Source organism: Niallia sp. FSL W8-0635, assembly GCF_038007965.1.
GTDB lineage: Bacteria > Bacillota > Bacilli > Bacillales > Cytobacillaceae > Niallia.
Window position 1 is genome coordinate 3,689,262 of the sequence record NZ_JBBOYD010000001.1, and the last position, 18,418, is coordinate 3,707,679.

Sequence of the window (18,418 nt, forward strand, 5' to 3'; positions counted from 1 at the left end):
GCCTCTTTCTCATTTCCTCTATTTATTTCTTATCGTTGTCAGTTTCATTGTTTTGATTCTTACCTGTTCTGGATCGACCTGAATTCTTGCTACATTTGTTTCTATCGCGGTTCTCGCAACGGCGGCAGCCACGGCTGGAGCTACTCTTGGATCAAATGGACTTGGAATGACATAATCTTCACTCAGCTCTGATTCCGCAATTAAACCCGCGATTGCTTCTGCCGCTGCTTTCTTCATTGCCTCATTTATAATCCTTGCTCGAACATCTAGAGCCCCACGAAAAACGCCTGGGAAAGCCAATACATTGTTTACTTGGTTCGGAAAATCAGATCTTCCTGTTCCGACTATCCTTGCACCTGCTTCTTTCGCTTCAGAAGGACTTATTTCTGGTACCGGATTTGCCAACGCAAAAATAATCGCATCCTTATTCATCGTTTGGACCATCTCTTTTGTTAAGGTACCTGCGACAGAAACTCCAATAAATACGTCCGCTCCTTTAATAGCATTACGCAGTGAACCTTTTTCATTTTCTCCATTTGTGAATGTTGCCACAGATTCTTTTGCAGGGTTCATGCCAACTGGTCTCCCACTATAAATCGCTCCTTTTGTATCACACAAAATCATATTGACTACACCGGAAGAAAAGAGAAGTTTTGCGATGGCTATCCCTGAAGCGCCAGCCCCATTTATAACAATTTTTAAATCCTTCATTTCTTTTTTTACAAGTTTAAGCGCGTTGACAAGTCCAGCTAAAGTTACAATTGCAGTACCGTGCTGATCATCATGAAAAACAGGAATATCTAATTCTTGCTTTAAACGCTCTTCTATCTCAAAACAATGAGGTGCAGCAATGTCTTCCAAATGGATTGCACCAAAGGTAGGAGCCATCAATTTCACGGTCTCCACTATCTTATCTTCATCTGTTGAATTTAAAGCAATCGGAAATGCATCCACTCCAGCAAAGCTTTTTAACAAAATGGCTTTTCCCTCCATAACTGGAAGAGATGCCGCTGCTCCAATATTCCCTAAACCAAGTACAGAGGTACCATTTGTTACAAGGCCCACCATATTGCCTTTCATCGTAAAATCATATACAGCTTCCGGATTTTCAAAAATTTCTTTACATGGTTCTGCCACGCCTGGAGAATAAGCTAAACTTAAATCCTGAGCATTATTTACTTCAACCTTTGCATGGATTTCCAATTTCCCTTGTTTGGCCTGATGCATATGTAAAGCTTCTTCTCGTAAAGACATTTTATCTCTCCCTTATTAGCGCAATTTCTCCAACATTATGGCTTCTTTTTATTGGGTATTTTCTAGATAAGGATCTTCCTATCTAAGATGATATATCTTATGAACAAAAAAAGAAACGCTTACAAAATAAAAATAATAAATATCTAATAAAATAAGCTTCATGCATACTTTTTTACATTTATTTTTGTTAAACGATCTATTAAACTTATCATGATTTTAAGAAGTGGTCCCCCACCTATTGAGGTGAGGGTAATCCTATTTAACGATTCGTTCCATCGCCAAATGCTAGTGTCCGTTATTCCTTCACTTCTTCGCTATAGCAACACTAATTTCATTTTGCTTATTAACAGAGATTAATACATCAACCATATTAATAAAAAGGCCATTTTCCACTACTCCGACTATGTTATTCAATGATTGATGTAATTGACTGGGGTTTTCGATACTAGGAAAAGTACAATCAACAATATAATTGCCATTGTCCGTTAGATAAATCTCTTCATGTTTCATCCGTATTTCTGTTTTACAACCTAATTTTTCAATAGCTCTCTCTGTTTGTTTATATCCAAACGGAACTACTTCTACAGGTAAAGGAAATTGCCCTAAAGATTGAACTTTCTTACTTCCATCTGCAACAACAATAAAGGTTTTGGCAGCACTAGCGATTATTTTTTCTCGCAATAATGCTCCGCCTCCTCCTTTTATGGCAAAGAAATTTGCATCAATTTCATCTGCACCATCAATTGCAATATCTAATTCTTCTACTTCATTTATATCAATTAGTTGAATTCCATATTCACTCGCCAATTTTTCTGTAGCCTTTGACGTCGCAACCCCTTTTAATTCCATTCCTGCCTTAATCATTTCGCCCATTTTTTTTATCACATAAAATGCTGTAGATCCTGTCCCTAGCCCAACCGTCATTCCATTTTTTACATATTGAATCGCGGCAGCTTCTCCTACTAATGCTTTTTGATCCTGTCTATCCATCCTGTTCACCTACACACTTATTTTGTAATATCCAAATAGTTATCCTCCCTTCTATAATAGATGATATATCCATCTCTTTCATCTATTTTTCATTAGAAATTTTCTCCTAAGTACATTTTCACTGTATTTTTTACTTGCTCCATTTTATCCGCATTTTTTCCATACATTATTTTCGCATCTTTATTGCCTGTTTGTAGCGAATACATTTCCAAATCTGCTTGAACTTTTTTTATTGTCGCAAGCAGTAGTGGTCTTTCCTGTGCTTCTGCCAGCTTGATTTTATCATCAAAAATATCAATTGTAAGTTCACCATAGGAATCAACTTGTCCTAGAAATACATTATCTAGTGTTACACCTAATTTCTCTAATTCCATATGCAACCAAGCTGGTGTTTTTCCCGCTTTTGTTAAAGACTCATAAACGATATTGCCATCCATAATGATCGTTTGAGGCGCTTTTTCACTTGGCACTTTTATATTTAGGTCTTTCGGAGTGATTGGTCTATTTTCCTTCTTCAATAAAACACTGAGCATTCCCTTTGGTTCAAGAACAGCATATTCAATTTCGGACAAGCTAAAAACATCTTTTTGTCGTAAAAGTGTAGAAAAATCGTCAATCGTATAATGCTCCTTCTTCAAATTTTCTTCAAGGAGCTTTCCATCTTCCACCAATACCGTTCCAGTACCTTCTATTACATTACGTAATGTCTTACTTTTTAAGGAAATTACATCAGCTAAATACGAGATGATTGCAAAGACGAATATCCCAAGTATTCCATGCATAACACTAAGACTGGAGTTTAGAATTACCTCTCCGGCAATATCCCCCAACGTAATACCTGCTATGTATTCAAAAAGTGATAGCTGAGAAATATGCTTTTTTCCTAATAGCTTTGTAGTAATAAATAAAACAATAACAAAAAGCAACGCTCGTAAAACTACTGTAAACATGTTTTCACCTTCCCATTAAGAAGAGCTTATTGCTTTTCCTCTCGCTCTAATTGATAAACCCTTAGCTGAATATCATTTTTAATCTCACCAACTAATACCATTGCTTCGTGAAAAGCCTTTTGAGCTTCTTCCTCCATGGAATGAAGAGCAAAGGCAGATAGCTGGGATTCAATACCTTTTAAACTCGCTAAAGTTTGCTTTACATTTGATGCAACAGTCATGATTTCCCTCCAATAAAAGAGAAGCCGTTTATTTAGAAGGGAAGTCAATTCTCCTAGAAACGGCTTCTCGATTTTCTCTTAGCATGATTTATTGTTGTGCATATTGTGGTTCTTCTTTCTCGATTTCTTGTAGCCTTGGATTTAAGGAATCAATAATTTGTTGTGTTTGTTGTGCAGCAGTCTGATATATTTGCTTTGCAGATTGGTTATCAGTAGATAGAGCAAAAGTTTCTAAACTAGCTTGAGCACTTTTCAGCCCTGCCATTGTTTGTTTTACGTCTGTTATTACCGTCATTTGAGCTGCCACCACCCTTAAATTTTTTGCCACTTTAATATCATTTCATTTACTTCTCTTGTTATTCAGTCAAAAAATGCCAAGTATGGAGAAGAAGAATCCTACTTCCATTAATTGAAACTTTTGCTTAATTCAGTCGTATTATTTAGTTAAAAAATAACAAGGGAGTTAAAAAATGATTACTGTCATTATTGTTTTAGCTGTATTCTCTATTCCCCTAGCTGGTATCATAACTTCACATTTGGAACAACAATCAAAATTAAAAAGAGCAATCGTAAAGGATCAATTAGAGCTTGAGAAATTAAAGCATGAAAATTTTTTATTGGAAACGAATAAATTAAAGTTAGAAGTGGAGAAAATGGAGAAGGAAAATAATTTATTGGAGAAGAAGTGATTGAATAATTGAGGTTATCTTGATGAAAAAAGAAAGCTTTCAAAGTTCAAAACTTTAAAAGCTTTCTTTATGAAAATTACAATCCAATTGACTATTCCATTGGTTAACAAATCAAACTAGCTCTATATAAACAATAACAAACTTACTGCCATAACGGCCATTCCGGCAATGAGACCGTATATAGATAGATGCCCTTCGTCGTATTTTTTTGCTGCTGGCAATAATTCATCCAGTGAAATAAAGACCATGATGCCTGCTACTGCTGCGAAGATTAATCCAAACATAACATCATTTAGAAATGGCATTAATATAAGGAAAGCTACAATGGCGCCGACTGGCTCTGCTAAACCTGATAAAAAGGAAAGTTTAAATGCTTTTTTTCGATCACCTGTTGCAAAATAAACTGGTACTGCAACGGCAATTCCTTCTGGAATATTATGTATCGCAATAGCTACTGTAATTGCTACACCAAGTCCTGGATCCTGAAGTGCTGCAGTAAAGGTTGCAATCCCTTCTGGAAAGTTATGAATAGCAATAGCAAGTGCTGTAAAACTCCCCATTTTCAAAAGAGAATGGTCAGTTTTCGTAACATTTGATTTATTAATTTCTTCCACTTTCTTCAACTCATGTGGATTTCCTTGCTCTGGAACAAATTTATCTATTAAAGCAATTAACAATATTCCGCCAAAGAATCCTGCAACAGTAAGCCAGTTCCCTGCTTGTGCTCCTAATGATCCGACTAATGCATCTTTTGATTTGACAAAAATCTCAATCATCGATACATAAATCATCACTCCGGCAGAAAAACCGAGCATCCAAGATAGAAACTTTGTATTCGTTGTTGATGTGAAAAAGGCAAGTACGCTTCCTATCCCAGTAGCCAAACCTGCTAATAATGTCAAACCAAATGCAATCAATAAATTTTCGGGCATATAAATCCCCCTTTATCCTGTAGTATTCCTACGCTTTTTCATATATATAAAAATTATACCTTCATTTAAAAATGTTTCTCTTAGGAAAAATTTTAACCAATTTCCAAATATTCGTCAATTCATATATGTATAGATTATATTTACCTTCAAAGCGAATTACACAAATCCAATCTCTGATTAATAATTAAAATGATTTGTTTAAATTATACGTAAAAAGAAAAAAATCTTTCCTCTATTTTATTTTTTTATAAAAATAAGCTTAATAGAATCCTCCTATGTAATGGTCTTTTTTCTTTTATTATTCATCCCCTTATACACTCTTTTTACACCTTCAGTAATGATGGTGCTTCCAACTAGATCAATAATAATATTTCCATTAATCATTTTAATTAAGTAATAGGATAAAGTACCAATTCCCATATCCATCATGACAAATCGCTTCATTTTTGAAATTTCCATTACTACAATGATTATTTGTTTTTTATTCTCTTTATTCATCTTTCCCAACTCCCCTTTTCATTTAGCGTATGACGGAAAGCGTTTGTCCAATGTCCACAATTAATGCAATTATTCATTCTAGTAGGAGAACTCCCCAAAAAGGGATTATTCCAAAATAAAAGGCTCAAATCATAAACGATTTGAACCTTTTATCCTGCCAAACATTTATTATTAATCGGTAGGAGTTATTTACATAGATAGTCTATTGAGCTTTTACATAATCTGCGGACTTTATACCTGCTTGACGTCCAAAGATAATAATCTCTGACACAGAATTCCCGCCAATTCTATTCTCCCCATGTAGAGCACCAGTTACTTCTCCTGCAGCGAATAATCCTGAAATTGGTTGACCATCTTCGTTAAGAACCTCTGTATTTGTATTAATTTTTACTCCACCCATTGTATAATGAATACCAGGAGCAATTTTTATAGCATAGAAAGGTGTACTAGCCAAGTCATTCTCTATTCCTGTTGTTCTTCCGAAAGCTTGATCGTCTTTATTAGTAACAGCTTTATTCCAAGTATCTAATGTTACTTTTAGTTCCTCTGAAGAAACATTCATTTTCTCAGCCAGTGCTTCTATTGTTTCTCCTTCTAGCACAAATCCTAATTTTTCATATTGTTCAATAGCTTTCGCACGGGATTTCACACCAGAATCAAATACTAAGTAAGCTGATTTTTCTGGAAGCTCATTAATTGCAGCTGTTACTTTATCACGTGTATCAAGTTCATTCGTGAATCTTTTACCCTCTGCCGAAACCATAATTGCTCCTTCTCCACGAACAGCTTCACCAATTAAGTAAGATTCCTCTTGTTGTACAGTTGGATGAACTTGAATTTGCTCTAAATCAACAGTTGCTCCACCTAATTTTTCAATCATTTTAATTCCATCACCTGTGCTACCAGCTTGGTTTGTTGTTACATAGTCGCCTAGATCACTTCTTACTTCTTTTATCATATCCATATTAGAGCCGAAGCCACCTGTCGTTACAATCACAGCTTTTGCCGTAATGGATTTTTCATCCGTTTGATTGAATAGTACGTCTACTCCATTTACAGTTCCATCTTTTTCTGTTATTCCCTTCACTTCTGCATTTACAAAAAGAGGAATATCCTTCTCTTGAACATTTTTCAACAAACCATCCACTATGTATTGTCCTACTGCTGACCCATCTTCAGGTCGGTGGGTACGTTTTTCATTCATCCCTCCTGTAATGGTTAAATTATTCAAACGAATGCCAATTGTATCTAACCATTCAATCGCGCTTGCTGAGTTATCGACAAAGAAACGTAACATTTCCTTATCATTTGTTCCATGTCCACCCTTTAATGTCTCTTCGTAAAACAAATCATTATTATCTTCAATGCCCTGCTCTTTTTGAAACTTAGTTTCAGATGCGTTCATGCCAGAAGAAGCTTTTGTTGTATTTCCTCCAGCAACAGGCATTTTTTCAAAAATAACTGGATTTAATCCTTTTGCCTGTGCTTCTAAAGCTGCAGTCATCCCAGCACCACCAGCTCCAACAATGATAATATCGTAGCTGTCTTTAAGTTCTTCATATGGTGTATAGTTTGTTTGAGAAGCTCCTGATACTACTTCCGCTTCCTTTTCTTCTTTTTCTTGTTTCTGTGTGCTATTTGTTTTTTCATTTCCACAACCAGCAATAACAAGTACGAAAGAAAAAGCAAAAATAAGGGCAGCTGTTAATTTCTTTTTCATCTGTTTCCCTCCAAATAATTTCATAATCTGATGATAATTGCATTAATCCGTTCATCTTCCAAAGTATATCATCAATTTTAAAGTTTGTGCAAAAGTTCACAAAGTGTTAGAAATTTTTTTTATTTTTCTTCATTAGCAAAAAAACTGCCATTTAGCTTCTTTAAAGAAGCTAATGGTAGTTTTCATGAATAGTTTTAATCGACTACTCATTCTTTTTTTATTCATTTTTTGATTAGAACTGATAATTCCCCTTCAAAAACTTCTTCCTCTTTATCATTATACGTGCTAAGCAATACTGTAAGAATTCCAGTCGCACTTTTATTTTGCTTTTTTTCAAGAACTTTTACAATCGTATAGAGTTCATCACCTGGAAAAACTGGTTTTAAAAATTTTATATTATTCATTTCTGTTCCCGCAATGACATCTTCCCCATATTTCTCTTCTTCTACCCACAGCTTGAAAGAAATAGCTAAAGTATGTATTCCAGAAGCAATTATTCCATTAAATCTACCTTCCTTTGCTTTCTCTTCATTTACATGCAAATATTGAGGATCAAATTCTCCTGCAAACTTCATTATTTCTTCTTTTGTCACTTTAAAAGATTTTGTTTTAAAGCTTTGTCCTATTTTAAATTCGTCTAATTTCATTCTAGCCCTCTTTTACTTTAGTTATATATTAGTCTCACCTAAAAAAACCTTTAATTAAAACTACCTATTTTATTTCTTTTATGAATATCTTCCGTCCCAGCTTCAATAGCTGTCATATAGTAATTACACTTATGATTGATGACATCCATTGTCTTCTTTAATTCTTCTAACTGTGCTTCTACAGCAGCTTTTCTCTCCAAGAACATAGCATATCTCTGTTGTAAAGTGGAGTCTCCTTCTGAACACCAAGTGATAAAACCTTTAATTTCTTTAATAGGCATCCCTGTAGATTTTAGACACTGGATGACTTTAAGTGATTCAATATCTGAGTCTTTAAACAATCGAGTCCCATTAGAAGTACGTTCTACAAAAGGCATTAGTCCTTCCTTGTCATAGTAACGTAAGGCATAAACTGTTAGATTCAATTTCTTGGCAACTTCACTGATCGAATATGTATTCATCCTTGTATCTTCTCCCCCTTTAGATAGACATTTTGTTAACTCTATATTTAAGGAGCATCCTACCATGCTCCGTATGACCTGTCAAAGCTTTAACTAAAAATCACTAAGGATAAAAACTTATCACTTGACCTAGAGTTAACTATAGGGATTATTCTAGATTTGGAAACTAAACAAAGAGAACAGATGCATCACGTGTTCATTCTCTTGTAAAAATTTATTTTTGGAGGTTTTACTATGATCTCAGCTAAAGCAAGAGCAGTCTATGGTGCTGATAAACCATTTCAAGCAACTGAAATTAAAAGGCGTGACCTAGACTTACATGATGTTCTAATCGAGATTAAATATGCTGGCATTTGTCATTCCGACATCCATACCGCGCATGGGGAATGGGGTCCTGTTAACTATCCTCTTGTCCCTGGACATGAGATTGCTGGAATTGTTACAGAGGTTGGTTCTGAGGTGACTAAATATAAAATTGGCGATCGTGTAGGCGTTGGATGTATGGTAGATTCATGTGGAAAATGCGAGAATTGCTTAAGCGGAGAAGAACAATACTGCCTGAAAGGAAATATCCCTACATATGCTGGTGTAGATAAGTATGGAGAACCAACACAAGGTGGTTATTCTACCCACATTGTTGTAACAGAGGACTTTGTGGTTAGTATTCCGGATAATATTGGACTTGATGCTGCAGCACCATTACTTTGCGCTGGTATTACAACCTATTCTCCATTAAATCACTGGGAAGCAGGTGCAGGCAAGAAAGTAGCGATTGTCGGCATGGGTGGTCTAGGACATATGGCTGTAAAAATTGCACATGCTATGGGAGCAGAAGTAACGGTTCTTTCGCAGTCATTGAAGAAAAAAGAAGATGGAATAGCATTCGGTGCAGACCATTACTATGCTACAAGTGCCCCAGAAACATTTGAGAAACTTGCTGGAACATTTGACTTGATTCTCAATACTGTAAGTGCAAAAATCAACCTTGATGCATATTTTTCATTACTTACACTCGATGGTACGATGGTAAATGTGGGTGCACCTGGGGAACCATTATCTTTGAATGTACAATCACTAATCGGGCATCGTCGTTCCTTTGCTGGTTCCTTGATTGGAGGAATCCGTGAGACACAGGAAATGTTAAATTTCTGTGCTCAACATAATATCGTTCCAAAAATCGAAGTAATTTCAGCTGATCAAATTGATGAAGCATATGAACGTGTTTTAGCTTCAGATGTTAAATATCGATTCGTAATTGACACTAGTACAATATAAAAATGATTAAATATAAAAAATCGAGTAAATCCTAGTAATGGATTACTCGATTTTTATTAACCTTTAGACGGCTTCATTTCCATGTACTTTCTCGTCAGGAATCAATAATAATCCTAATTCGTGATGATCCCCTTCATATAAAGCCCTTTGCACAAAACGAATTTCACCATTAGCATCAAATACTTCTAGTTTACAATGGGCTGAATTTTTTTGTAATGCTTTATATAACTGGTTTTTATCTTGAACTGGAATACTATTTACCTTAGAAATCATCTCACCAATTTCCAACTCCATTTTATCAGCTGGAGAATCTGGCACAATTCCTAATATTACTACCCCATTATTTTTTCTAGAAAAATAGAAAGATCTATTCTTTTCTTTGTTTTTCTGCTTGCTTGTAATCCACTCTCGGCCAAGAATTGCTACTACGATTAAACCAATAGATGCAAGTGGATAGAAATAAGCTGCAGCTCCCCCTACTATAATGATAGAACCAAGAATAATGATGTTTCTTCCCACATTTCTAATAGCAATAATAGGATGTTCCCCTTGAACTTCAATTTTTGATCCAATCAAGAAAGGAACCAAGAGAAGTGAATATGTTTGATTACCTACAGTAAACATTGGCCACCATTCAAACGGAATCGATAATACCCCTGAAGGAATAAATAAAAATACTGGTAAAATCCATGCTCTTTCTAATAGATGGACACCAATAGCTTGACCACGTCTACTTTTCTTTAGCCTTGGTGAAGTTCCTTTCACTCCATTTTTACGAACGAATATTCCCTCGGAAATAATGAAAAATCCTAGTAGAATAACTGCAGTTGGAAATATATATTCGGATGAATTCAGATTACTTTTCGAAAACAAAAGATAATCCCAACCAAGGTAAAGAGAAACACTACTAACAACTATTCCTAATCCAACTGAATATACAGGCGATAACATTCTCGTTTTTCCAATTAGCGCAAATACGATTGTAATAATCCCTGTAAAAATTATAAATTCCATTGGAACTACTAAAACAAGTCCGATAGAAAGAACGGATACACAAAGTCCGACGATAATCCCCATTGGCAACAATTGTTTCAGTTCAAAATAAGCGTTTTGTGCTCTTACCGTAAAATTTCTTCTTTCTTTTTTTACTCTAGCAACCCCTAAATAAGCAGCTAATAAAAACGATAAATAGAAAACAGGATTCAAAAATAGCTTACCAAATCCTTTTAAAAGCTCGAGCAACCAATCTTGCCACATAAAACTTCCCCCATCCTTACATTAAGCTTCCCATCTATTTATTCCTTTTTTTAAGGAATTTAATCTTTTATAGTATAAATCTATTATATTCTACTAATATGGTAATAGAAAGACTATGTGGAAGAAATATTATCTCTTTTTGTATCTATTAAATTTAGATTTTTATTTTTCATAAATAAAGCCAACAACCTGATTTTTAAGGTCATTGGCTTTATATTACTTTTTATTTTGTTTTTGCTATAGAAGCTTTAACTTTCGCTACTATATTGTCTACTGTAAATCCATATTCTTGGAATAGTTTATCCGCAGGTGCAGATGCTCCAAAATGATCAATTGTGATATGTTCACCTTTAGGTCCAATATATTCTCTCCACCCAAGAGAAGAACCAGCTTCAATACAAACGCGTGCATGAACGCTTTCTGGTAATACGCTCTCTTTATACTCAGCTGATTGTGTTTCAAAGCGATCCCAGCTTGGCATACTTACAACATTCACAGAAATTCCTTCTTCCTCTAAAGCTGCTTGTGCCTTGATTGCTAGCGACACTTCAGAACCTGATGCTAAGATTAATGCTTGAGCTGTATCTTTACCAGTTGAAACGGTGTAAGCACCTTTTCTCACTCCTTCGTATGCTTCCGCTTTTGTTAAATCTAATGTTGGTAAGTTTTGACGTGTCAATACTAACGCTGTTGGTGTATCTGTGCTCTCTAAAGCAAGTTGCCATGCTGCGACTGTTTCTTTCGCATCTGCTGGACGAATAATGGATAGACCTGGCATTGCACGTAAGGAAGCAAGTTGTTCAACTGGCTCATGTGTTGGACCATCTTCTCCAACTGCGATACTGTCATGTGTGAATACATAAGTCACAGGTAATTTCATTAATGCTGCTAAGCGGATTGCCGGACGTAAATAATCAGAGAATACGAAGAATGTTGCTCCAAATACCTTCACTCCACCATGTAGTGCTAAGCCGTTTAACGCTGCACCCATTGCAAATTCACGTACACCAAACCAAATATTTCTGCCTGCATAACCATCGATTGCAAAGTTTTTCTCAGCAGTCATTAAAGTCTTATTTGATCCTGCTAAGTCAGCCGACCCTCCGAATAGGAATGGAATTTCTTTTGCAGCCACTTGAATGGTTTTACCAGAAGAATCTCTTGTTGCCATTGCATCTCCAGCATTAAATTCTGGTAGACTTTCATGTAAATCTGCTGGTAGTTCTCCTTTGATTGCCGTTTCTAATTGCGTTGCTAACTCCGGATAAGCTTCTTTATAGCCTTGATATAATTCATTCCAAGCTTGTTCTTTGTCTGCTCCCTCTTGCGCTAATGCTGCATAATGCTCAGAAACTTCTGTTGGAACATGGAATGCTTCTTCGTAAGACCAACCATACGTTTGTTTCGCTAATTGTGTTTCTGATGCTCCCAGTGGTGCACCATGTGATGCTGATTTTCCGCCTTTATTTGGTGAACCATATCCAATAACTGTTTTCACTTCGATTAACGTAGGGATATCCGATTGTTTTGCCGCTTTTATAGCATTATGAATTTCCTCTATATTATTTCCATCCTCTACTCTGATTACTTCCCAACCATATGATTCAAAACGCTTTTGAACACTTTCAGAGAAAGATAGATGTAAATCACCATCTAAAGAAATATCATTGGAATCATATAATACTACTAATCTTCCTAATTTTAAGTGACCTGCCAGTGATGCCGCTTCTGCAGATACACCTTCCATTAAATCACCATCACCACAGATACTATATGTGTAATGATCTACTACTGAAAAATTGTCTTTATTATAGTTTTCTGCCAAGTGTCTTTCTGCCATTGCCATCCCGACAGCCATCGCAATTCCTTGTCCAAGTGGACCGGTTGTAGCTTCTACACCTGGTGTATGCCCATACTCCGGATGACCAGGTGTTTTACTTTCCCATTGGCGGAAATTTTTCAAATCATCAATGGTCACACCATATTGAAATAAGTGTAAAAGACTATAAAGAAGCATGGAACCATGTCCAGCTGATAAGACAAAACGATCACGGTTGAACCAATTAGGATTAGCAGGATTATGATTCATTTCTTTTGCCCATAATGTGTAAGCCAGTGGAGCTGCCCCCATCGGCATTCCCGGATGACCAGAATTCGATTTCTCAATGGCATCAATGGATAATGTACGAATTGTATTAATTGCTATTTTTTCAATATTTGTCGCAACTGTGTTACTCATAATATCATTCCTTCATTTTTTTATTTTGATACAGAACTCCATCTTTTTTAACAGTTATTTCCCCTGTAGGGTTGTTATTTCTTATCCATAATAAAATGATTTCTGCTATTTCGTTCGCTAATATACGGTCAATTGTTGTTGGATTTGTTCCCATACAAAGCGCCTCATCAATTTCTGTATATTTCCAATCTACATGTAAATGATCGATTAGCTTCTCTTGCATACTTACTCTGTTTGCATGACTGTATACTAATATGGAAGAAGTATGTAAATTGGTAAAGCTACTCGCGATTTTACCGCTTAAATGCTGTACTTCTTCTACCTCGTTAAAGTCTGATAAGTAATGGCCATCCACTGCCACTGAGATATCTTGCAGCATATTTATAGATGGTGTTCCTTTAATAGAAAAACCAAATAATCTTGGTTTCTCGTATTTCAATGAATGAATGGTATCTTTTACTTTTAATATCATTTGCGTCATACTATTAATGGCAGTATCATAGCCTAAAGACCAATCTGATCCATCTATATTATTATAAATAGAAACTGGTACATATAAGGAATGCATCGTTTCGCTTTTTACAAATGATTTCTCCCACTGCTCTTTTGCCTCGGCATCTCCAATAAAAATAATTCTATCCATTGAAGAACAAATTTCTTCCCACTTTACATTGTCTGATAAAAAAGATGGTCTTAGTACAGAATCACTTAAGTAGGGAGAATCATTATTCACAATAATCTCAAGATAATCCGCTGTTTCCGTTTCTTTATTCACTTCAATCCCAAATAATTGATGACTTGGCACCAATTCATTACATAATTTATAGATAATTTGTTTTACTCCTGCAGGTAGTATCCCTGCAATCACGATGCCTACCTTCAAAAAGATGCCCCCTGTTTCTCCTTATTTTATAGGCTTTAGAGATAACAAACCTTCTATTATCCGTTGTCATTGTACATTACACGGATTGCTTTTATCATTCCAACTTTTCAACAAAGATATTTTTCTAATTCCCCAATAGCTTCTACTCTTCTTTCATGTCTACCGCCTAAAAATTCTGCTTGAAGCCATGCTTCTACTATTAATAATGCCAACCCTTCCCCTGTAACTCTTTCACCTAAACAAAGGATATTGCTATTATTATGTTCTCTAGTAGCCTTTGCGGAAAAAACATCTCCAACTACGGCCGCACGTATGCCATTTATTTTATTCGCTGCTATGCTCATACCGATACCAGTTCCACAACAAAGAATGCCTAATTCACTTTGACCTGCTATAATGGACTCTCCTACTTTTTTGGCATAGTCTGGAAAATCAACACTTTCTCGACTGTAACAACCGAAATCCTCCACCTCTATTCCTTGTTCCAATAAATATTTTTTCACTCCTTCTTTTAAGGAAAATCCACCATGATCACAGGCAATGGCTAATTTCATGTTCCTCATCCTTTCTATAAATAAAATCTGAAAGATACTTCCATTTTTGTTATCATTCCATTTTTTCTTTTCAACATGTTCATTTTATCACAATACCCACAATTAACTGTATACGTTTTCATCTTCAATATTGTTTAGTCTTTTGTATAATGTTGTGATTGAAAAATACAGAGTAAACAAATAAAAATACTCCACTTTAACTATAAAAGAGGAGTATTTTTATCTTCTAGCAATGTTTATGATTCAATTAATACTTTAATCTCGTCACCAGCCATTACTTTTTCAAAACCATTACGCCATTCGTCAAGAGATACTATTTTTGTAATCATTTTATCAGTATCAATTTTTCCATCCTCAAGTAATTGCAATGCAATATCCCAAGAACTTGGTTTTTGAGAGCGACAGCCAATATAATTAATTTCTCTTTGAATAATAGATTCTTGGTCAATTTCATTCATTTTCTTCGCAAATAGTCCTACTTGTACGAATGTTCCTTTTTTCTTTGTAAGTGCAAGACCCTGGTTTACAGCAGGAACAGCACCAGAGCAATCAAATACTTTATTCGCACCATAACCATCAGTATACTTATTTACTACTTCACTTAAATCTTCTTGTAATAGGTCAACAACTACATCAATGCCTATGTCTTTCGCTAGATCTAATCTCTTTCTATCTTTTGTAATTCCAGCTAAAATGACGAATGCACCTTGAGATTTTACTACTTGACTTAGTAACAATCCAATTGGACCAGGACCAAATACTAATACTACATCCTTTTCATCAATGGTCGTTTTTTCTAGTGCAGCATGAACACAACAAGCTAATGGCTCTGTTAAGGCTGCTGCTTCTAAACTAACATTCTCATTTAATACATGCACGCTTTCTTCCCTAGCAATCACATACTCTGCCATACTACCATTTACTTGTGTGCCTAGTCCTGTTCGATTTGGACAAAGGTTATAGTCTTTTTCTTGGCAATAGATACATTCTCCACAAGTTGTAAAGGTTGTTTCACTTGTTACTCTGTCTCCAACTTTTATATTGGATACGTCTTTGCCTACCTCTACCACTACACCAGAAAATTCATGCCCTAATACAACAGGTGTATTTTTGCTATTATACTGCCCTTTAAAGGTATGGATATCTGATCCACAAATACCTGTAAAGGCAACCTTTATTTTTACTTTATCATTATATGCAGAAGGCTCATCGATTTCGATTAGCTCCATTTCATCATAGCCAGATTTTAATTTTGTTATAGCTTTCATTGATTACATCCTCCTAAGTTTTTTTAATCAATTAATATGGATTAAAATACTCCTTGGAAAAGCTGAGAAACCTTTAATACTAGCCAGTTCAACAAGTTTCCTCCAGTGTCTAAATTGGATACTTGAGTAGCTCCACCTGGCATTTCAAATGATCCACCTTCAAGCATTTGAGTAAATACTGGTGCAAAATCTGTTGCCATATATAGAGAAAGCGCTATCATAATTGTACCCACAATAACAGAATGGATGATATTTCCTTTTCTAGAACCAACAATAAATGCTACTAAAAACGGAATTGTTGCAAGGTCACCAAAAGGAAGTACTTGGTTTCCTGGAAGAATAACTGCTAGGAACAATGTAATAGGAACTAAGATAAGTGCAGTTGACATAACAGCTGGATGCCCAACAGCTAATGCTGCATCTAAACCAATATATAATTCTCTACCAGCATAACGTTTTCTCAAGAAATCACGTGCAGCTTCAGAAATTGGTAGTAAACCTTCCATTAAAATCTTAACCATACGTGGTAATAAAAGCATAACTGCTCCCATTGAAATACCGACTTGGAATACATCTCCTACGTTGTATCCAGCTAGAATTCCGATGACAATCCCTAGGATAAAGCCCATCATCATAGGCTCTCCAAAAATCCCCATTCTCTTTTGAATAACGTCTGGATCTGCTTTAATCTTTTGTAAGCCAGGAATTTTTTCAATTAATAAACCAATTAAAATACCAAGCGGTGCGAATGCAGCTGTTGAAGCAGTTGGGAATGTAATACCTGGTAATCCATAAAACTTTTCAACCATTGGCTGTGTCTTATCTGCAATAATTAATACAATTACTTCATAAACAACCGCACAAAGGATTGCAAAAATCCAGCTATTTGTTAAAATATAACCAGTTGCACCAGCGGCAATAAAATGCCAGTAATTCCAAATGTCTACATTTAATGTTTTTGTTAATTTTAAGAAAATCATTAATAAGTTTACGCCCAAACAAATCGGTAAAAGGATTGCTGCAACTGGTGATGCCCAAGCACCTGCTGCTGCCGCTGGCCAACCAGCATCAATTACATGTAAATTTAAACCAAATCTTTCAACCATTGCTTGTGCAGCTGGCCCTAAGCTGCCTGTAAGTACGCCAATAACTAAGTTAATACCGACAAATCCAATTCCAATTGTTAAACCAGAACGAAATGCCTTTTTAAAGCCTGTTCGGAAAATAAGTCCAATAATAAGTATGGCAATAGGTAAGATAACGGTTGGTCCTAAACTAAGGACATATTGTACTCCATCTAAAAGTTGACTCATTTTGAATCTCCTCTCATTACATATTTTTTATATTTGTGTATCCTATACACCAGGGTAGGATAGTAGGCAGGTTCCCCCGCCTCTATTGTCTGACTGTGATTTTATTCTTGGATGATTTAAAATTACTTCTTGAAATGATTAATAATTTGCTGATCAATTTGCTCCATGCCGATTCCACTAATATATCCAGTTGCTACAATAGCAGGAATATCATATTGTTTTGGAAGGATAGTCGTTGATACGATTAAATCAGCATCCCCTTGTAGAGAAGAAACCTCTGCAATTTTACATTGAACCACTTCCGCATTAAGCTCGTTATCCTTCACCAAATTTTCTACACGGTTACATACTACTGTTGATGTTGCAATACCTGCTCCACAAGCTACAAGAATTTTACCTTTTTTCATTTTAATAATCTCCCTTCAATTTGTGTATTATCTATATAGAAGCAATTCATTTTTTGCTGTCTAACCATTTAATTATTTTTTTAAATAACTTAATATTTCCTTGTCTAATTCCTCAATCCCTATTCCACTAATATAAGCAGTTGCACTAAGTGCTGGAATGGAGTATTTTGTTGGCAATATGGTACTTGCGACGATTAAATCTGCATTAGACTGTAAACCTGCAACTTCTGCTATTTTGCATTGAACAAGCTCAACCTGTAAATTCTCTCTTTCAATCAATTCTTCTAAATGATCAAGAACCACAGTTGATGTTGCAATTCCTGCACCACATGCAACTAAGACCGTTTGCCTGTTCAATCACCTCACCACCTTTCATGAAATGTTAATGCTTTGAAATAATGCTGTTATATCTGATTTATCTTTCGCATGGATAAGCTTTTCTAAATGGTCCTCTACTTGAATAACTTGCATTAATTCTTGTAGAACCTCAATCTGACTATGAGGCTGATTCAATCCAAGCATCAACACAGCTTGCACCTCAGTTGTTTTTGTATTATCTTCCATTAAATGAAAGGATACTGGTTTTTCTAAAACAGAAACGGCGATAAATTGCTCCACTACATGCTCCGGATCTGTATGAGGAATTGCGATACTATAATTATTGACATTAAGTCCTGTTGGAAATATCGATTCCCTCTCCTTAATTTTCGGTAGGAAGGTTTCTTTGACAAAACCTTGCTCGAATGCCTTTTCATACATTTCATTAAAAAGCTGATCTTGATTTTCTACCTTTAATCCGACGTTAACTAGGCTTTCTTTAATAAACGAAGCAACTGCCATTTTAAATTCCTCCACTTTCA

At 35.5% G+C, this 18,418-nt stretch carries 21 protein-coding genes; 2 read left to right on the forward strand and 19 right to left on the reverse strand.

Annotated elements, in window-relative coordinates:
* Nucleotides 1-18: 18 nt before the first annotated feature.
* The 5 genes from NYE52_RS17795 to NYE52_RS17815 all read right to left on the reverse strand — a co-directional run bounded on the left by NYE52_RS17795 (nt 19) and on the right by NYE52_RS17815 (nt 3,710).
* Nucleotides 19-1,254 carry an NAD(P)-dependent malic enzyme gene (locus NYE52_RS17795; RefSeq protein WP_341194276.1) on the reverse strand — a complete coding sequence of 412 codons (1,236 nt, stop codon included), beginning with the start codon at nt 1,252-1,254 and terminating at the stop codon, nt 19-21.
* Nucleotides 1,255-1,557: 303 nt separating this feature from the next.
* Entirely contained in the window at nt 1,558-2,244 is a 687-nt protein-coding gene (rpiA, locus tag NYE52_RS17800) for a ribose-5-phosphate isomerase RpiA (protein WP_341194277.1), read from the reverse strand.
* A 92-nt stretch (nt 2,245-2,336) separates the two neighbouring features.
* Entirely contained in the window at nt 2,337-3,194 is an 858-nt protein-coding gene (locus NYE52_RS17805) for a DUF421 domain-containing protein (protein WP_341194278.1), read from the reverse strand.
* 26 nt (nt 3,195-3,220) lie between these two features.
* Complete coding sequence (locus NYE52_RS17810; protein WP_341194279.1) at nt 3,221-3,415, reverse strand: DUF1657 domain-containing protein; 195 nt, start codon at nt 3,413-3,415, stop codon at nt 3,221-3,223.
* An 88-nt stretch (nt 3,416-3,503) separates the two neighbouring features.
* Nucleotides 3,504-3,710 carry a DUF1657 domain-containing protein gene (locus NYE52_RS17815; RefSeq protein ID WP_341194280.1) on the reverse strand — a complete coding sequence of 69 codons (207 nt, stop codon included), beginning with the start codon at nt 3,708-3,710 and terminating at the stop codon, nt 3,504-3,506.
* A 175-nt stretch (nt 3,711-3,885) separates the two neighbouring features.
* Here NYE52_RS17815 and NYE52_RS17820 point away from each other — a divergent pair, with 175 nt between their 5' ends.
* Nucleotides 3,886-4,104, forward strand: a complete 219-nt coding sequence (locus NYE52_RS17820; RefSeq protein WP_341194281.1) for a hypothetical protein — start codon at nt 3,886-3,888, stop codon at nt 4,102-4,104.
* Nucleotides 4,105-4,226: 122 nt separating this feature from the next.
* On the opposite strand, the gene zupT is transcribed toward NYE52_RS17820, so the two are convergent.
* The 5 genes from zupT to NYE52_RS17845 form a co-directional block, all read right to left on the reverse strand.
* Nucleotides 4,227-5,036: a zinc transporter ZupT gene (gene zupT, locus NYE52_RS17825; RefSeq protein ID WP_341194282.1), complete on the reverse strand. Its 810-nt coding sequence runs from the start codon at nt 5,034-5,036 to the stop codon at nt 4,227-4,229.
* A 273-nt stretch (nt 5,037-5,309) separates the two neighbouring features.
* Nucleotides 5,310-5,534, reverse strand: coding sequence for a hypothetical protein (locus tag NYE52_RS17830; protein ID WP_341194283.1), 225 nt, complete (start codon nt 5,532-5,534; stop codon nt 5,310-5,312).
* A 202-nt stretch (nt 5,535-5,736) separates the two neighbouring features.
* Nucleotides 5,737-7,254, reverse strand: coding sequence for a flavocytochrome c (locus NYE52_RS17835; RefSeq protein WP_341194284.1), 1,518 nt, complete (start codon nt 7,252-7,254; stop codon nt 5,737-5,739).
* 221 nt (nt 7,255-7,475) lie between these two features.
* Entirely contained in the window at nt 7,476-7,901 is a 426-nt protein-coding gene (locus tag NYE52_RS17840; RefSeq protein ID WP_341194285.1) for a MaoC family dehydratase, read from the reverse strand.
* Nucleotides 7,902-7,951: 50 nt separating this feature from the next.
* Nucleotides 7,952-8,362: a MerR family transcriptional regulator gene (locus NYE52_RS17845; protein WP_341194286.1), complete on the reverse strand. Its 411-nt coding sequence runs from the start codon at nt 8,360-8,362 to the stop codon at nt 7,952-7,954.
* A 234-nt stretch (nt 8,363-8,596) separates the two neighbouring features.
* Between NYE52_RS17845 and NYE52_RS17850 the strand changes: the two genes are divergently transcribed.
* Complete coding sequence (locus NYE52_RS17850) at nt 8,597-9,637, forward strand: NAD(P)-dependent alcohol dehydrogenase (RefSeq protein WP_341194287.1); 1,041 nt, start codon at nt 8,597-8,599, stop codon at nt 9,635-9,637.
* A 63-nt stretch (nt 9,638-9,700) separates the two neighbouring features.
* Here NYE52_RS17850 and NYE52_RS17855 read toward each other — a convergent pair whose 3' ends face one another.
* The 9 genes from NYE52_RS17855 to NYE52_RS17895 form a co-directional block, all read right to left on the reverse strand.
* Nucleotides 9,701-10,894: a PDZ domain-containing protein gene (locus NYE52_RS17855; RefSeq protein ID WP_341194288.1), complete on the reverse strand. Its 1,194-nt coding sequence runs from the start codon at nt 10,892-10,894 to the stop codon at nt 9,701-9,703.
* Nucleotides 10,895-11,117: 223 nt separating this feature from the next.
* Nucleotides 11,118-13,133, reverse strand: a complete 2,016-nt coding sequence (gene tkt, locus NYE52_RS17860; RefSeq protein WP_341194289.1) for a transketolase — start codon at nt 13,131-13,133, stop codon at nt 11,118-11,120.
* 4 nt (nt 13,134-13,137) lie between these two features.
* Nucleotides 13,138-14,016, reverse strand: a complete 879-nt coding sequence (locus tag NYE52_RS17865) for a 6-phosphofructokinase (RefSeq protein WP_341194290.1) — start codon at nt 14,014-14,016, stop codon at nt 13,138-13,140.
* A 107-nt stretch (nt 14,017-14,123) separates the two neighbouring features.
* A complete protein-coding gene (rpiB, locus tag NYE52_RS17870) occupies nt 14,124-14,570 on the reverse strand; it encodes a ribose 5-phosphate isomerase B (RefSeq protein WP_341194291.1) in 447 nt (148 codons plus the stop codon).
* Between the two features lie 236 nt (nt 14,571-14,806).
* Nucleotides 14,807-15,838, reverse strand: coding sequence for a zinc-binding dehydrogenase (locus tag NYE52_RS17875; protein ID WP_341194292.1), 1,032 nt, complete (start codon nt 15,836-15,838; stop codon nt 14,807-14,809).
* Nucleotides 15,839-15,879: 41 nt separating this feature from the next.
* Nucleotides 15,880-17,151, reverse strand: coding sequence for a PTS galactitol transporter subunit IIC (locus NYE52_RS17880; protein WP_341194293.1), 1,272 nt, complete (start codon nt 17,149-17,151; stop codon nt 15,880-15,882).
* Between the two features lie 122 nt (nt 17,152-17,273).
* The gene (locus NYE52_RS17885; protein ID WP_341194294.1) at nt 17,274-17,558 is read right to left on the reverse strand and encodes a PTS sugar transporter subunit IIB; all 285 of its coding nucleotides are present in this window, start codon (nt 17,556-17,558) and stop codon (nt 17,274-17,276) included.
* A 72-nt stretch (nt 17,559-17,630) separates the two neighbouring features.
* Nucleotides 17,631-17,915, reverse strand: a complete 285-nt coding sequence (locus NYE52_RS17890) for a PTS sugar transporter subunit IIB (protein ID WP_341194295.1) — start codon at nt 17,913-17,915, stop codon at nt 17,631-17,633.
* A 15-nt stretch (nt 17,916-17,930) separates the two neighbouring features.
* The gene (locus NYE52_RS17895) at nt 17,931-18,398 is read right to left on the reverse strand and encodes a PTS sugar transporter subunit IIA (protein ID WP_341194296.1); all 468 of its coding nucleotides are present in this window, start codon (nt 18,396-18,398) and stop codon (nt 17,931-17,933) included.
* Between the last annotated feature and the right edge of the window lie 20 nt (nt 18,399-18,418).

What these genes read in the sequence shown, in the direction of transcription:
- zupT (WP_341194282.1), bottom strand. Translation starts at nt 5,036, where the DNA reads ATGCCCGAAAATTTATTGATTGCATTTGGTTTGACATTATTAGCAGGT.
- NYE52_RS17880 (WP_341194293.1), bottom strand. Translation starts at nt 17,151, where the DNA reads ATGAGTCAACTTTTAGATGGAGTACAATATGTCCTTAGTTTAGGACCA.
- NYE52_RS17795 (WP_341194276.1), bottom strand. Translation starts at nt 1,254, where the DNA reads ATGTCTTTACGAGAAGAAGCTTTACATATGCATCAGGCCAAACAAGGG.
- NYE52_RS17850 (WP_341194287.1), top strand. Translation starts at nt 8,597, where the DNA reads ATGATCTCAGCTAAAGCAAGAGCAGTCTATGGTGCTGATAAACCATTT.
- NYE52_RS17855 (WP_341194288.1), bottom strand. Translation starts at nt 10,894, where the DNA reads ATGTGGCAAGATTGGTTGCTCGAGCTTTTAAAAGGATTTGGTAAGCTA.
- rpiB (WP_341194291.1), bottom strand. Translation starts at nt 14,570, where the DNA reads ATGAAATTAGCCATTGCCTGTGATCATGGTGGATTTTCCTTAAAAGAA.
- NYE52_RS17845 (WP_341194286.1), bottom strand. Translation starts at nt 8,362, where the DNA reads ATGAATACATATTCGATCAGTGAAGTTGCCAAGAAATTGAATCTAACA.
- NYE52_RS17840 (WP_341194285.1), bottom strand. Translation starts at nt 7,901, where the DNA reads ATGAAATTAGACGAATTTAAAATAGGACAAAGCTTTAAAACAAAATCT.
- rpiA (WP_341194277.1), bottom strand. Translation starts at nt 2,244, where the DNA reads ATGGATAGACAGGATCAAAAAGCATTAGTAGGAGAAGCTGCCGCGATT.
- NYE52_RS17810 (WP_341194279.1), bottom strand. Translation starts at nt 3,415, where the DNA reads ATGACTGTTGCATCAAATGTAAAGCAAACTTTAGCGAGTTTAAAAGGT.
- NYE52_RS17895 (WP_341194296.1), bottom strand. Translation starts at nt 18,398, where the DNA reads ATGGCAGTTGCTTCGTTTATTAAAGAAAGCCTAGTTAACGTCGGATTA.
- NYE52_RS17815 (WP_341194280.1), bottom strand. Translation starts at nt 3,710, where the DNA reads ATGACGGTAATAACAGACGTAAAACAAACAATGGCAGGGCTGAAAAGT.
- NYE52_RS17835 (WP_341194284.1), bottom strand. Translation starts at nt 7,254, where the DNA reads ATGAAAAAGAAATTAACAGCTGCCCTTATTTTTGCTTTTTCTTTCGTA.
- NYE52_RS17805 (WP_341194278.1), bottom strand. Translation starts at nt 3,194, where the DNA reads ATGTTTACAGTAGTTTTACGAGCGTTGCTTTTTGTTATTGTTTTATTT.
- NYE52_RS17820 (WP_341194281.1), top strand. Translation starts at nt 3,886, where the DNA reads ATGATTACTGTCATTATTGTTTTAGCTGTATTCTCTATTCCCCTAGCT.
- NYE52_RS17830 (WP_341194283.1), bottom strand. Translation starts at nt 5,534, where the DNA reads ATGAATAAAGAGAATAAAAAACAAATAATCATTGTAGTAATGGAAATT.
- NYE52_RS17885 (WP_341194294.1), bottom strand. Translation starts at nt 17,558, where the DNA reads ATGAAAAAAGGTAAAATTCTTGTAGCTTGTGGAGCAGGTATTGCAACA.
- NYE52_RS17875 (WP_341194292.1), bottom strand. Translation starts at nt 15,838, where the DNA reads ATGAAAGCTATAACAAAATTAAAATCTGGCTATGATGAAATGGAGCTA.
- tkt (WP_341194289.1), bottom strand. Translation starts at nt 13,133, where the DNA reads ATGAGTAACACAGTTGCGACAAATATTGAAAAAATAGCAATTAATACA.